Source organism: Mycobacterium stomatepiae (assembly GCF_010731715.1).
Taxonomy (GTDB): Bacteria; Actinomycetota; Actinomycetes; order Mycobacteriales; family Mycobacteriaceae; genus Mycobacterium; species Mycobacterium stomatepiae.
On the sequence record NZ_AP022587.1, the window covers coordinates 112665 to 127226 of the forward strand.

Genomic DNA, 14562 nt, shown 5'->3' on the forward strand with positions numbered 1-14562 from the left:
CGCGGTGCTCGAGATGTCTGGGGCCCAGTGGGTTTCGGCTTTTCAGCGTCGGATTGGGGCGAATTGGGCGGGAGGGCTGTAACGAGTGGATCAATCGGTGTTAACGCGGTTTGTCACGAGTTTCCATCGGATATCGGTGGTGGTTGAGGTTTGTGGGGGTTTTCCTGTGGCGGCAAGCTGGGTCGCCGGGTTGAATGGTTCTGCGGTGTGCACGTGCACACTTCGTTGTCGATAACTGGTTGCTTTCTGTGGTCGTGAAGATTGTGCGTCTTGCTCTAACTTCCTTAACAACCGCCAGTGACGATTGCCGGGAATGCTTGCGCCGCAGGGTGTGATGACCGGCACCGGCCACCGTGGGATGAAAGACGCCGCACAGGAAGTGAGTATCCGTTGAGTGCTCGAAGCGAGGCTGCTGAGTACGCCATAGACTCGTCGAAATCTTTGAGCAAGGACGATGCCTTCCTCGGCGATTTCGCGGTGATGTCCACTTTTGGCGCCACCAGCGGGGGTGGAGTGGAACGACTAGCCGCGACGCTCGAGTACGGACAGACCCGTAAATGGTTCGCCAACTGGCTAAGCGAGCACGGGTTTCGCGTCGAGCGCGACCGCATCGGCAACCTGTTCGGATTCCTCGAACTGACTCCCGGAGCTCCCTATGTGCTCGCTGGCTCACACCTCGACAGCCAGCCAAGGGGCGGGAAATTTGACGGCGCCTACGGAGTGCTCGCGGCTGCGCACGCCGCAATTCGAGTCCAAGAGAGTTATCGGCGAACCGGCGCTCGCGCTGCGGCGAACATCGCCGTCGTGGACTGGTTCAACGAAGAGGGTTCGCGCTTTAAACCGGGCATGATGGGCAGTGCCGTCTTTACGGGAAAGCTGGACCTCGAAGACGCGCTGAACACGACCGACGAAGCGGGCGCCACTGTGCGCGCAGCGTTATCGGAAATCGGCGAGCTGGGGTTGACCGCCGTTGGCCTGGGGAGCGTAGTTGTCGCGGCCTACGTAGAGATCCACATTGAACAGGGCAAGGTTCTCGAAAAAGAAGCAAAAGATATTGGCCTGGTTGTGTCTACCTGGGCGGCGAATAAGTACGAGATTTCGGTGCTTGGCGCACAGGCGCATACGGGCACGACCGACATGGAAGACCGTCAGGACGCGCTATACGGCGCGGCACTGACGGTGACCGCCGTCCGCGAGGTCGCCGACATGTTTCCGGGACAGTTGCACAGCTCGTGCGGCCAGTTGACCGTGTTCCCGAATTCTCCCAACGTGGTTGCCGGCGAGGTCCATATGTACGTTGACCTACGCTCCTCCGACGATGCAATCCTGGTTGAGGCTGAAGAGATCCTGCGACAACAGTGCGCAGCTATTGAGGTCAAAGCCAACGTCAAAATCGAGAAACGACGCTCGCATAGCTGGTCGGCGAATTACTACCAACCCGAAGGCGTTGAACTCGCTCGCCGAACTGTTGAAGATCTGGGCCTCAGCCACGTTGAGATCCGCACCCGAGCCGGGCACGACTCAACCAATATGAAGGATCTGGTCCCCACGGTGATGTTGTTCATTCCCAGTGTTGGCGGAATCTCACACAGCGAACTGGAGTACACGGCCGACCCGGACCTGTGCAACGGAGTGACGCTAGTCGCCGAACTGCTTGCACGCCTTACTACCGGCGAACTCTCCAGCGCCGCCGGACAGCCCCCGGTCAGCACGCTATGCCGCTGACCTCAAATACGTAACGCGCCTTCATATCTCGGACAGTACAGCACAACGATAGGAGGTCCCGCGTGGTCACACAATGCCCCACGACGACGGCACCCAGGGACGTCCGCCGCGCACGCCAAGTCACCGTGGCGGCACTGATAGGCACGACTCTGGAATGGTACGACTTCTTCATCTTCGGAACCGCCGCGGCTTTGGTGTTCAATAAGCAATTCTTCGTTAGCAACGACCCGATCGTCGGCGTCCTTGCCTCGTTCGCAACTCTTGCTGTCGGCTTCGGCGCCCGCCCGATCGGAGGCCTCATCTTCGGTCGGCTTGGCGATCGAATCGGACGTCGCACGACCGTGCTGATCACCATCGGATTGATCGGTCTTGTGACTGGGTTGATCGGGGTACTGCCGAATTACAGATCGATCGGGGTATGGGCACCAGTTGCCTTGGTTGCCTTGCGACTCACTCAAGGCCTGGCGCTCGGTGGCGAGTGGAGCGGGGCCGTCGTCATGACCGGCGAACATGCGCCGTCACACCGTCGGGCTCTCTACACTGCGATTCCGTTGATCGGATCTCCGCTCGGCACTCTGCTGTCATCAGGTGCGTTTCTTGCAGTCGCCGCTCTTCCCGGCGAGTCATTCAATGCCTGGGGATGGCGTCTGCCGTTCCTCGCGGCGTTCCCAATGCTGCTGATTGCCCTTTACATACGGTGGAAGCTCGACGAGTCACCGGATTTTCGAGCGCTCGTAGAGTCCAGGTTTGTGGAAAAGTCGCCGGTGTCAACGGTTCTGCGATCGATGTATAGGCAGCTGTTAGCGGGCGCCGCAGCGTCTCTCATTGGAATGGGCGGGTTCTATTTGGTGACAACGTTTGTCATCAGCTACGGAACGCGTGTACTCCATCTCTCCCGATCGCTCCTGCTTTCGGCGACCCTGTTCGGCGCGGTGGCCGAGAGCGGAGTCCTTATCACTGCGGGATACCTGGCACTTCGTTATGGCGTTTACAAGGTCGCGGCCGTCGGCGGAATGCTCAGCATGTTAGTGGCGTGGCCGGTGTTTTTGGCCATCGATTCTCGCCAGCCTGTTGTGGTTGTCATCGCGATCGTCGTGGCGATCATCGCCCTCAACATCTCGTACGGAGTGTGCGGCACCCTGATGGCCGGTCTGTTTCCGGCACCACTGCGCTATACGGGAGTTGCTCTGGCATCGAACACCGCCGCGACCTTCTCGGGAGCGGTGCCGCTGCTCGCCACCTACTTCTCGACTCTTAGTGGCAACCAATCCTGGCCCAACGCTGCGCTCTTCGCGGCTATGGGTGCCATCACTACCCTTGGTGCGCTCAGGGCTCGGTCGCTTGCCGCTGATCCGCATGCCCCAACCCAGCACGCTCCCTTGATCGCTGCCGGCGACAGGCAATCTCTCGGGCATGTGGCCAATGCCGCCACCTCCTGACGCAGGCCTGCCCCTGGGCGGTGGCGGTGTCAACCTCGATTTTCCCCACGCTGCCCGACGCAGCGGCTGCGCACCGCGACGACGCGTGGTGACGCGGTCCCACGCGAGGAATTAGTCCTCCGGTCAGCAGTTCGAAACAGGCTGTCCCGAGAGCGATTCCAGCACATTTTGGCGTCGCATCACGACGTTACTCAGTTGGAATTTCGCAATCCGGAATACATCTTTCGCTGTTCGGATGACGGCCAACAGATGGAGAATGCCGGCGTACCATCTTGATATGCCGTCGGTCGGCGGCAATGCGATTGCCGGGCATAGCATCCTGCGACTGCCGGGAGGCGTTGGGATGAGCGAGGTCTACCTCACCTATCATTCTCGTTTGCCCTGCGGCAAAGCGCTCAACGGCCAACTTCTCGTGACAGAGACGGATCAGGCGGGCGGCCTAATTCCCCTGAATGTGCTGTGCGTCAACGACCGTGGCGAGCTCAACCGACAATCACCCGTTTCGACGCGCGTTGCGGACGCAGCCGCGACGTGCGCTCCACCTTCTCCAGCGACCTGTCCATCAGGAGCCTTTGTTGGGGCGCGCTGGGCCGGCAGGCGATCACACCTACGACGTATGTGATTATCCGAAGTCCGTACGGGGACGGACTCTTGAAGAACGGAAGTCCTCTCATGTCTACCCGCAGCACCAGATTCACCGGCATCACCAGCAAGGTCAGTATTCTGACCACCGCCATTGTATTCCTAAGTGGCGCTGCGACTTTGCGTGGCGGCGCAGCGATCGCCGACTCAAACGAGGACCATTTCCTCACACTGCTTGCTAGCGAAGACATTCCCGCACTCGAAGGTGTGCCCAGCCTGATCGACACGGCCCATAAAGTCTGTCACGCACTGGATACCGGCACGCCAGCGAACCGCGTAGTGGACGCGTTGGTCGACTATGCGGTGAGCAATGATCCGAGCGAGCGCCAATACGCCCCTGGCCGCCTCACGCGGACCGAGGCGCGATTCGTCCTTGCGGCAGTGGGGGCCTACTGCCCATACGATCAGAGCAAGCTCGCTGTCCTCGTCACGCGTCCCTCGTCCAGGAGCGAGCCGACCCACCCGGCGGCGAAGGAAATTCGCCTGTCGGACTTCGAGGTACACGCCACAACGCTCGCCTCGGTCATCGAAGCGACGCCCCCGGCGGGGATCACCGACCCCGACCCGCCGCAGATTCCGCCACCATCGCCGCCGGTGGGACATCTCCGGACTCCGCCCCTGCCGGTCGCGGCACCGCCTAGGCCGCAACAGTCGCCGGCTCGGCCACAGCAGCCGCCCATAGCGCCCCCGCCCGCAGCGCCTGCTCCGGTTGCGCCGCCGCCCGCGGCACCGGCCCCGGTTGCGCCGCCGCCTGCTGCGCCCGCACCGGTACCGCCACCCCCCGCCCCACCGGCGTCATCAGCGCCCCCCATGGCGCCGGGGTTCGTCAAGCTTGCACCCTGAGATGCAACGATGCCCACCGCGTCTAGCAGCTCGTTTTATTCAACGAGGTCTCCGGCGGGCGGTCGCACCACGGCCGTCTCGAAGACCGGCAGCAGCGGCGCGGCGTCTCCGTCCCAAGGCAGGGCCGACAACTGTCGGTGGCTGCGTCGTCCGCCGAAGGCGCGCAGCGCCTCGAAATCGCTGAGCTCAACCGCGACTTGGGCGGGCGCTTTAGCGGCGTCGCCGAGCTGAGTGGTTCCGGTCGTCGGGGTCGTCAACTGCAGGCACGGATGCGCATTGCGCCGGATGGTCCGGTCGGTCATCGTGGTCAAGAATCCGACGGCCACCGCGAACGCCGGATCGGCCGTGCGGGAACCGGGTTCGCCGAGGGCGCCGCGGATGTCGTGTTCGTGGGTCAGCGCGTCGAGAACCGATTGAGCACCAACGAGTTTCGGGCTGTTCGCCAAGAATTCGGCGACCGTCTCGGTGGCCGTTGCCCACAGGTCGAGGACCGCGTCGAGGGTGTGGTCGCCAAGACGGTCGAGCTGGGCCCGGGTCCATTCGTCGGTACCCGCATTGTCGAGGTTGGTCCCCACCAAGTCCTGGGCGGTGCCGGCCAGGTGGCACACCGTCTGCCGAATCGACCACTGTGGGCAGGCCGGCACGCTGCGCTCGCACTCGCCGACGCGGCCCCGCAGCAGGGCATCGACACGGCCCTGCACCGTGCGGTACGCCGCGGCGGCGTCGGCCCCGGAGCGCAGGTGGCGCCGCGCGCCGGTCGCGATCGCTTCGGTCATGGCCGACACACTACACAGATATTAAGAGAATAGTAAGAACGACTGATGGTGTCGGCGCGGCGCCAAACGGGGCGACTGTCGGTGGGTTCGCCGCCGGCGGCACTATGAATGCGTGAAGCCGTTTCGAATCGACGTTCCCGACGACGTACTCGATGATCTGCGCTCGCGCCTGGCGCGCACCCGATGGCCGGAAGCCGAGTGTGTGGACGACTGGAGTCAGGGCATTCCGCTGGCCTACACCCGTGAGGTGGCCGACTACTGGGCCAACGACTACGACTGGCGACCGCGTGAGGCCGCGCTCAACCGCTTCGACCAGTTCGTCACCGGCATCGACGGGCTGGACATCCATTTCATCCATCAGCGATCCCCGCACCCCGACGCCTTCCCGCTGGTGATCACGCACGGCTGGCCGGGCTCAATTGTGGAGTTCCACAAGGTGATCGAGCCGCTGACCAATCCGGCGTCCGGGCGCGACGAGGACGCCTTTCACGTGGTGTGTCCGTCGCTACCGGGCTACGGCTTCTCCGGCAAGCCCACCCACACCGGGTGGGGCGTGGAGAAGATCGCCGAGGCGTGGGAGCAGCTGATGCTTCGCCTCGGCTACGAGCGCTACGGCGCCCAGGGCGGCGACTGGGGCGCGGCGGTCACGACCCAGATCGGCCGCAACGGCGGGCACTGCGCGGGCATTCATCTGAACATGCCGATCGGCCGGCCGGGGAATCTGGACAACCCGACCGAGGAGGAGCAGGCGGCCCTGGCCAGTCTGTCCGAACACCAGAAGTGGGGCATGGGGTATTCCACCCAGCAGTCCACCCGGCCACAAACGCTGGGTTACGGCCTGGTCGATTCGCCGGCAGGACAACTGGCGTGGATCGTCGAAAAGTTTTGGGCTTGGGCGGATTGCGACGGCCACCCCGAAAACGCGCTCAGCCGAGACGAACTACTCGACAACGTGATGGTCTATTGGGTGACCGGCACCGCCGCGTCCTCGGCTCGTCTGTACTGGGAAAGCTTCCGGGTCTGGCGCGGCGGGGACCGCGTCGAATTGCCCACCGGCGTCGCCGCTTTCCCCGGCGAGCTGTTGAAGCCGCCGCGGAACTGGTGCGAGACGAGCTACAACATCACGCACTGGACAAAGATGCCGCGCGGCGGTCACTTCGCCGCGTTCGAACAACCCGAACTGTTCGTCGACGACGTGCGCGCATTTTTCGCCACGGTGCGCTGAGGCGTCACTCGGGAAGCGCGAAGAACTCCAACGCAATACCGTCGGGATCGCGGAAACTCAGCCCCGTGCCGTAGGGCGCTTCGACGAGGCCGCCGTGCTCGATCCCGAGCTCGTTCAGCCGCGCCGCCCAGCCTTCGAGCTCGGCACGGTCGGCGCAGCCGAAGCCGACATGGTCGAGACCGACGCGGTGCTCGCTGAATTTCTCGTCGGGCGCCTCGTGATCGTGCTGGTGGATGCCGAACACCGTGCCGCCCTGCAGCAGCCACACCTGGTGACGGAATCCGGCGTCGGTGTGTTCGTCCAGCATGGGATCGGTCCCGAGCAGTTTGCGATACCAGGGGCCGCTGACGGCGATGTCACGCACCGTGACCGCGACGTGGTTGAGGGCGGGGAAGGTCATGTCTTGCACGCTAGTCCGCTCGGCGCGCCCGGCCCAGCATCGGGCCGCCGGCCGAGTACCCGCCGTCGCCGGCCGGCGCGACGCCGGTGACGATGGCGACGTTGCCCTCCAGACGGCCCGTGCGACGGCCGGCGAATCGTCTAGTGTCGCGCGTCTGAAGCTTGTTTACGGGTGTGGGGCAGGATTTCTCCTGCGGTCTTGGTCCATAGGAACGGGCGGCAGCGTTGGTTCCAACCGTCGATGAATGCGGCGATGGCTGCCATGAGTTCTTTGACGCTGTCGAAGGAACCACGCCGGATCGCCTGGCGGGTGATGATCGAGAAGAACACCTCGACCAGGTTGAGCCACGATCCTGACGACGGGGTGAAATGCAGTGTCATACGTGGGTTCTTGACGAGCCACGCGTTGATGTCGGCGTGCTTGTGGGGGTGGTAGTTGTCGCACACCACGTGCAATCGGCGCCGTGGATAGGCCCGGGCGTAGTGTCGCGGCGATGATCACCGCGTCATCGACGCTCCTAGGCCGCCCACTGCGGGCCTCGTTGTCATGCCCGGCAATCCCGTTGGCCGCGTACCGGTCCCGCCACTTGATCACCGTCGGCCGCGACACCCCCACCATCCGCGCCGCACTCGAGTTGTCGACCCCATCAGCCACCACCAACACGCTCGACATGGCCGGCAGACACCGTCGAGGACCGATTCCACGACTCCAACGTCACACGATCGTCAGAACTGATCACCAGCGCAGAGACGGCATACACCAACATCCCACACCGTAAACTGATTAATAACGCAGAATACTAGATAGCGGGCACGAAATGTGTCGGTGGCGGACACGGTCTCCTACCGCTCCGTGTTGGGCGACTAAACGTTGTGGCCGGCGTCAAGAGACCGCAAAGGTCACTGCGATCGCAAAGCGGCGCTTGTAAGGTCTGCGTATGCACGCCGCGGATATCGTCGAAGAGTTCCCGGTGATCACCACTGACGCGGACTCGCTTGAAGCCGTCCGCATGATTGCCGAACAAAGTTTGCCCGGGATATTGGTCGTTGATGGGTCTGGCGGACCGTTTGCGGTGTTGCCTGCCTCGCAAGTCGTCCGGTTCATCGTGCCCCGCTACGTGCAGGACGATCCATTGCTAGCAGGGGTACTGAGCGAATCGGTTGCCGACCACGTCGCAGAGCGGTTGAACGGTAAGGTGGTTGGCGCCATGCTGCCCGAACACCTGGTCGACGTGCCGCCTGCCGATTTCGACGACACCATCCTCGAGGTGGCCGCAAAGATGGCGCGCCTGCGGACCCCGCTGATTCCGGTCGTCAAGGACGGGAAGCTGTTGGGAGTGATCACGGCATCCCGCCTGCTCGCTGCGGTATTGAAGTTGTGATCGCCGGCTAGATGAGCACCGCCTACGCCATTTATGCGACCACGATATTCGTGGTCGCATTCGTGTTGATCGCCACCGAACGCCTCAACAAGACGCTGGTGGCGCTCGGTGGCGCGACCGCGATGTTCGTACTGCCGGTGATCAATTCCCACGAGGTTTTCTACTCGGAAGAAACCGGCGTCGACTGGGACGTCATATTTTTGCTCCTGGGGATGATGATCATCGTCAGCGTTGTGCGCCAGACCGGGGTGTTCGAATACGTCGCGATCTGGGCGGCCAAGCGCGCCAAGGGTTCTCCGCTGCGGATCATGGTGTTCCTGTTGCTTGTGACCGCCGTCGGCTCCGCCTTCTTGGACAACGTCACCACCGTCCTGTTGATCGCACCCGTCACCCTGTTGGTTTGCGAGCGGCTGGGCATCGGCCCAGCACCATTTCTTCTCGCCGAAGCGTTCGCGGCCAACATTGGTGGCGCCGCGACGCTCGTCGGTGACCCGACGTCGATGATCATCGGCACCGCAGCGCAACTCAGCCTCGTCTCCTTCCTGGCGAATATGGCCCCCGCGGTAATCCTCGTTTTTTGCGCACTGGTCGCCCTGGTCCCGCGCTTGTTCCCGCAGGCATTCAGCGTCGATGCCGAGCGCATCGCCGATGTCATGTCGCTCGACGAGAACGAGGCGATCCGCAATCGTCGCCTGCTGGTCCAGTGCGGAATCGTCCTCCTCGCAGTATTCGCCGGTTTTGTTGCGCACAAACAGATCCACATGGAGCCGTCCTTGGTGGCGATGACCGGGGCGGGCATCCTGATCGTGATATCCAGACTGGGCCGTGAGTTCTACCTGTCCAGTGTGGAATGGGAGACGTTGCTGTTCTTCGCAGGACTGTTCGTGATGGTCGGGGCGTTGGTGCGGACCGGAGTCATGGACAAATTGGCCCACGCGGCAGGCAACGCGATCGGCAACAATGGCCTGGTGACGGTGATGGCCGTCCTCGTCCTGTCCTTCCTCATCAGCGGGACCGTCGACAACGTCCCCTATGCGGCCACGATGACGCCGATCGTCGCTCACCTGGCTGCCTCGGAGCACCAGCTGCACGATCCCACGGTGCTGTGGTGGGCGCTGATCTTGGGGACCGTCCTCGGAGGCAACCTCAGCGCGCTAGGCGCCAGTGCAAATGTCGTCGTCGTCGGGATCGCCAAGCGCGCCGGAAGTCCGATCTCTTTCTGGGACTTCGCCCGAAAAGGGGTGGTGGTGACCGCAGTGTCACTGGCGATCTCGGCGGGTTACCTCTGGGTACGTTATTTCCTGCTGGCGTAACGCGGGAAGGCCGTCAGCTCGCCAGGATTTCGGAGGGCAACGGCTGCGTATCTGCGTGGATCAAAGCCACTACCGCCTCGTATCGGCGGGACACGTCATTGCGATCTCCCGAGTCGGGCACCGTTTCGAGGTTCAATTTCTGGATTGCGTCGGCTTGCCGCATGAGCACCGTTCGCCGGCTGCGGTCGGATGTTTGTTCAATGATCTTCGCCAAGGCGTCGAGTTGGCGAATCATGATTGCGGGCATTCCTACTGCCGCCTGACGGATTGTGTCGAACGCTCTCTGCACAAGCCGCTCGAAATCGGGCTGGTAGGCGATGACGCGTATCTCGCCCTGGGGGTCGCGGCGGACCCGTTGTGGATGCCAAGAGCGAGAAATCCGGCAGAGCCCGTCGGCGATCCAGTCGACGCACGTCATACCAGTGAAGGTGTCGTTCACCGCGGGCGACAGTGCGCGTAGCGCGATCTCAACAAGTTGATCGACACCAAACGAAATATCCTGGGGGAGTGTCCGGTATGCGCCTGCGATATGACCGAAGTCCAGACTTTCCTGCACCGCGGCCGCGGCGCTGGCCGGCCACACTCGCGCCATCACCTGGCCCGCGACGAAGAAATGTCCTGGACGATAAGGCAACTCGATGACCGCGTTGGCCTTCGACGCCACCTTCACCAACTTTTCCATCCTGATTACTTGCAGATAGCCGCTGCGCGGCGTGCGGATAGGGGCGCCAGACTCGGCCAGCCGCAACAACAACTCTTGGCAAGGCGGTCCGACGGCGAGCCCTTTGGCTGTTGTGGCACCACGATTTTGTGCCTCGATCTCTGAGTTCAGGTTTTTGGCGATGGCTGCGATGACCACGGGGAGCTGAATCATCACGGCGACGTGGTTGAGAAAGTAAATCAGCACACCCACATTCGCCATGGTGAGCACCAACGCCACAGTGATCGACAGATGCGGAACAAAGTCGCCCTTGTCGCCGCCACCGACCGAGACCAGGGTGATCATCGTGTAACAGAACGTTGCGACGAACGCCCCGAGAGCCAGTTGTGTTCCCAAATCGCGCACGCAATTGCGTAGCATTCTCGGCCCGAATTGAGTCGAAGCGAGAGTCAGGACGACGATCGTAATCGAGAAGACGATGCCAATGACGGTGATGATTGCCGCGGCGATCGTGGTCAAGATGACTCGTGCCGTATCGGCCGTCCCGTTCAGCACCCATTCCGGGAAGTGAATGGCGCCGTCGTAGGCAGCGCGGTCCGCTGCGTAGGTGGCGACGAAAAGGACTGTTATCACCAATGTTTCCAGTACCGGAACAACCCATAGATTTGTTCTCAGGGCTTCCCGACGCCAATCGGCCTCGAGATAAGCGGAGCCGAACATCACAGCACCAGCATTCTTAGAAGACGCGGGCGGCGGTGGCGGATCTCATGAACCGTTGTAAATGACATCGCTTTTCATCGTGCAATCCTGTACTCAACCATTTGGGGTGACGGCATTGCCGAACCGGCTGACCGTGGCCGGTTGGGCATAGGCTCGGCCGGCCGAGGGTGCCCGGATACGGTAGCGATTTCATCCGCCCCGCGCGAGCCGCTGTTATTTGGGATTCGACGTCGAAGGCCACGATCTGCGCGCTTGCCCGGGAAATCCGGCTGACGATTCGTGCGATCCTATCGGCGGTGCGATCGTGGAGTAGCCGGCCTACCAAGGCGGAGTATGTCCTCCGCGGTAGCAGCACAGTCACTTTGGAGTCCGGATGGTCATCGAGAGTTTGCGATACCAACCCGTAGGCTGCTGAACCCAGCCGGCGGTCTGGGCACTCGACCATCTGCAGTGCCGTGTCGTGTTCGAACCGGTCCCAAAATTTTTGCAACAATTCGGCTCGACTCGGATCCAGGACGAAATGCACTGCGGTCAGCACCTCGGCGTGCAGACTCTTCGCGTAGCGCATCGCCTCGATTTCGGCGAGGTCGATCGAATCGACGAACACGAAAACCCGATGTTGCGGATAACTGTCAAAGCAGGGCTGTTCGGTGGCACACAGGTCTAGGACCGCGGCTTCGGCGCGGTACTGGCGATTGAGTCGGATCAGTATGATCACCAGGACCGGGAACACAACGACGATGAGCCAGGCGCCCTCGTTGAATTTGGCTACCGCAAAAATTCCCACGACGAGCGTGGATAGGATTCTCGCGGACACGTTGACCGTCAGCTTGCGGCGCCAACCGCGATCGCGGCGCTTCAGATGGTGTTTGGTCATTCCGAATCCGGCCATCGCAAAGGCACTGAATACGCCCATCGTGAACAGGGGCACCAGCGCGTTGACCGACCCACCCGTTGCCAGCAGGAGGATCAGTGCGAGGGCCGTCAAGACGATGATCGCATTCGAAAACACCAGACGGTGACCACGTTTCATCAGCGGTCGGGGCAAGAACCGATCTTCGGCAACAAAATTGGCGAGTGCAGGAAACCCGTTGAAGCTGGTGTTGGCGCCGTTGTAGAGGATGGCTGCGCTCGCAGCCTGCAAGAGGAAGTACAAGACATGGCCGACCGCTCCGTTGCCAAACACCGCACGGCCGATCTCAGAAAGCATGGACGGATATCCGGCAACGAACGGAGTGGCGTGCGTGACGTAAGCAAGCCAGGCGACGCCAGCCAACAGGAAACCCAGAATCCAAGCCATAATGGTGAGGGCTCGTCGTGCATTGATCCCCTGCGGTGGGTGAAACAGGTTGACAGTGCTAGAAATTGCTTCGACACCCGTCAGGGACGAGCCGCCATTGGCAAATGCTCGCAATATCACGAGCACGGTCGCACCCATGATCAGTCCGTTGCCCTGGTGGACCGGCACGGCACCATCAAGTTGATGCGGGTCGTAAATAGGTAAGCCCCAGAAGATCTCGCGAATAAGGCCGGCAACGACCATCAGCGAGAGCATGAAGATCAAAGCGTAGGTCGGTACAGCGAATGTTCGGCCCGCCTCGCGTAACCCGCGCAGGTTGGCCAGGGAAAAGACCAGCACAGCGGTGACCGTGATTTCTAAACTGTAGGGCCCCAACACCGGTATCGCGGACACCACCGCGACTGTGCCGGCGGCACACTGGATTGCGACGGTGACCACGTAGTCGATCAGGAGGGCGGCGGCGGCGACCTGCGCCACCCGCGGCCCGAAGTTGTCTCGGGCGACGATGTACGAGCCGCCGGCCCTTGTGTAGGTCATGACGACTTGGCGGTACGACCCAGCGACCAGCGCTAGGATCAACAGAATCACGCCGGTAATCGGAAGCAGTAAGGCGAAGGCGGCCATGCCCGCGGCGGGCAGCAGCTCCACCATGATCTGCTCGGGGCCATAAGCGGTCGACGAGATCGCATCCGGCGAAAGAGCACCGAGTGCCACGGCATTTGACAGTTTCTCGTGTTCCAGGTCGCTGGTGATCTTCGGTTTCCCAAGCAAGAGTCGTTTGCAGACGTCGGAAACCGAAGGGCTTATCGCCTGCTGGTCAGTTTGGCCAGTCATGGCTCATCCTAGCCCAAGGCGAGTGTTGGTGGCGTCTTCCTTAACGGAAACTTGACGGACCCTCCGCGTTACAACGATAACGGGTGTAATGTTTTGCGTGGCCGAAAGCGTCCCGCGAGCGAACAGAGTCCATCACGTGGTGTTTGCGGTGCCAGGGGACAGCTCGCCGAAGTGTCGCAGTTCTTCTCGGACTTGGGTTTTCGATTCCAAACCGTCGAGCTCGAAGGCGTAAGCCTGCTGATGCTGCTGGGCTGGGACGGCGGCGCCGAGCCGGTGAGCCTAGCGTTGGTTTCCGTCGTGTCGGGCCCCTAGCGAAGCGATGCGCGCAACGCGCATGTGAGACGCTGCCGAAGTGCCAGCGACACGGACCCGGATCGTCGGCGTACTGGTCGGGTTTTTCGCCGACCTCGCGCTGAGCGATCCGAAAAGAGGCCATCCCGTCGCGGCATTCGGCCGGGCCGCCGCCGAGCTCGAGCAGTTCACCTACCGCGACGCGAAGATTGCCGGCGCGTTGCAGGTGGGTCTCGCGGTTGGCGCGGTGGGGCTGATCGGCACGGCCGTGCAGCGGGCCGCCTCGCGTAACAGCCCGCTTCGGTCCGTTGCCGCCACCGCCGCGGCCACCTGGGTCGCCCTGGGCGGAACGTCGTTGGCGCGCACCGGCCTGCAGATGGCGCAGCTGCTCGACCGCGATGACATCGGCGCCGCGCGGCGACTGCTGCCGTCGCTGTGCGGGCGCGATCCGGCCGGGCTGGACGGCTCGGGGCTGACCCGCGCGGCGCTGGAATCCGTCGCGGAGAACACCTCCGACGCCCAGGTGGCACCGCTGCTGTGGGCAGCCGCCGGTGGGGTGCCCGCCGTGCTGGTGTACCGCGCGATCAACACCCTGGACGCGATGATCGGCCACCGCTCGCCCCGGTACATCCGATTTGGTTGGGCCGCAGCACGATTGGACGATGCGGCTAACTATGTCCCGGCTCGGGTGACCGCGGTGCTGGTAGTCGCGTGCGCGCCGCTGGTCGGCGGGTCGCTGGCGGGTGCGGCCAGGGCCTGGCGCCGCGACGCGGTCCGTCATCCCAGTCCCAACGCCGGTGTGGTCGAGGCGGCCTTCGCCGGGGCGCTGGGCGTGCGGCTGGGAGGGCCCACGCAGTATCACCACGAGCTGCAGATCCGCCCCACCCTCGGCGACGGGCGGGCGCCCACCGTGGCCGATCTGCGCCGCGCGGTGGCGCTGTCACGGATAGTGCAGCTGGGGGCCGCCGCGTTGCTGGCCGCTGCCGTGTCTCGTGCGCGCTGCCGGCGTTGA

12 protein-coding genes and 3 pseudogenes are annotated in these 14562 nt (G+C 62.9%); 8 read left to right on the forward strand and 7 right to left on the reverse strand.

Annotated features, from left to right (window positions below; all coding sequences use genetic code 11):
• The first annotated feature begins 480 nt into the window (after positions 1-480).
• Both G6N54_RS00595 and G6N54_RS00600 read left to right on the forward strand, forming a co-directional pair.
• On the forward strand, positions 481-1725 hold the full coding sequence (locus tag G6N54_RS00595) for a M20 family metallo-hydrolase (protein ID WP_163794357.1): 1245 nt from the start codon (positions 481-483) through the stop codon (positions 1723-1725).
• Between the two features lie 125 nt (positions 1726-1850).
• The gene (locus G6N54_RS00600; RefSeq protein WP_163788091.1) at positions 1851-3164 is read left to right on the forward strand and encodes an MFS transporter; all 1314 of its coding nucleotides are present in this window, start codon (positions 1851-1853) and stop codon (positions 3162-3164) included.
• Between the two features lie 482 nt (positions 3165-3646).
• On the opposite strand, the gene G6N54_RS00605 is transcribed toward G6N54_RS00600, so the two are convergent.
• A complete protein-coding gene (locus G6N54_RS00605; RefSeq protein ID WP_163787986.1) occupies positions 3647-3895 on the reverse strand; it encodes a hypothetical protein in 249 nt (82 codons plus the stop codon).
• On the opposite strand from G6N54_RS00605, the pseudogene G6N54_RS31455 reads away from it, so the two are divergent.
• A pseudogene (locus G6N54_RS31455) lies at positions 3837-4193 on the forward strand (DUF732 domain-containing protein); the annotation flags it as partial. The gene G6N54_RS00605 and the pseudogene G6N54_RS31455 overlap by 59 nt on opposite strands.
• A gap of 250 nt (positions 4194-4443) precedes the next feature.
• Here the strand turns inward: G6N54_RS31455 and G6N54_RS30045 are convergent.
• Together G6N54_RS30045 and G6N54_RS00615 are read right to left on the reverse strand one after the other, a co-directional pair.
• Positions 4444-4584 carry a hypothetical protein gene (locus tag G6N54_RS30045; protein WP_232073851.1) on the reverse strand — a complete coding sequence of 47 codons (141 nt, stop codon included), beginning with the start codon at positions 4582-4584 and terminating at the stop codon, positions 4444-4446.
• Positions 4585-4684: 100 nt separating this feature from the next.
• A complete protein-coding gene (locus G6N54_RS00615) occupies positions 4685-5425 on the reverse strand; it encodes a maleylpyruvate isomerase N-terminal domain-containing protein (protein ID WP_163788092.1) in 741 nt (246 codons plus the stop codon).
• A gap of 112 nt (positions 5426-5537) precedes the next feature.
• Here G6N54_RS00615 and G6N54_RS00620 point away from each other — a divergent pair, with 112 nt between their 5' ends.
• Positions 5538-6650, forward strand: coding sequence for an epoxide hydrolase family protein (locus G6N54_RS00620; protein WP_163788093.1), 1113 nt, complete (start codon positions 5538-5540; stop codon positions 6648-6650).
• Positions 6651-6654: 4 nt separating this feature from the next.
• Here G6N54_RS00620 and G6N54_RS00625 read toward each other — a convergent pair whose 3' ends face one another.
• Positions 6655-7050: a VOC family protein gene (locus G6N54_RS00625; protein ID WP_163788094.1), complete on the reverse strand. Its 396-nt coding sequence runs from the start codon at positions 7048-7050 to the stop codon at positions 6655-6657.
• A gap of 140 nt (positions 7051-7190) precedes the next feature.
• Positions 7191-7816, reverse strand: a pseudogene (locus G6N54_RS00630) (helix-turn-helix domain-containing protein).
• Between the two features lie 171 nt (positions 7817-7987).
• On the opposite strand from G6N54_RS00630, the gene G6N54_RS00635 reads away from it, so the two are divergent.
• Together G6N54_RS00635 and G6N54_RS00640 are read left to right on the forward strand one after the other, a co-directional pair.
• Positions 7988-8431, forward strand: coding sequence for a CBS domain-containing protein (locus G6N54_RS00635; RefSeq protein ID WP_163788095.1), 444 nt, complete (start codon positions 7988-7990; stop codon positions 8429-8431).
• Positions 8432-8442: 11 nt separating this feature from the next.
• Positions 8443-9744 (forward strand): ArsB/NhaD family transporter, encoded by a 1302-nt coding sequence (locus G6N54_RS00640; RefSeq protein ID WP_163788096.1) that lies wholly within the window; start codon positions 8443-8445, stop codon positions 9742-9744.
• A gap of 13 nt (positions 9745-9757) precedes the next feature.
• Here G6N54_RS00640 and G6N54_RS00645 read toward each other — a convergent pair whose 3' ends face one another.
• Both G6N54_RS00645 and G6N54_RS00650 read right to left on the reverse strand, forming a co-directional pair.
• A complete protein-coding gene (locus tag G6N54_RS00645; protein ID WP_232073847.1) occupies positions 9758-11125 on the reverse strand; it encodes a DUF2254 domain-containing protein in 1368 nt (455 codons plus the stop codon).
• Positions 11126-11330: 205 nt separating this feature from the next.
• Positions 11331-13259 (reverse strand): annotated as a pseudogene (locus G6N54_RS00650) (APC family permease); the annotation flags it as partial.
• Between the two features lie 171 nt (positions 13260-13430).
• Between G6N54_RS00650 and G6N54_RS00655 the strand changes: the two are divergent.
• Both G6N54_RS00655 and G6N54_RS00660 read left to right on the forward strand, forming a co-directional pair.
• On the forward strand, positions 13431-13571 hold the full coding sequence (locus G6N54_RS00655) for a hypothetical protein (RefSeq protein WP_163788099.1): 141 nt from the start codon (positions 13431-13433) through the stop codon (positions 13569-13571).
• Between the two features lie 40 nt (positions 13572-13611).
• Positions 13612-14562 carry a cobalamin biosynthesis protein gene (locus G6N54_RS00660; protein WP_163788100.1) on the forward strand — a complete coding sequence of 317 codons (951 nt, stop codon included), beginning with the start codon at positions 13612-13614 and terminating at the stop codon, positions 14560-14562.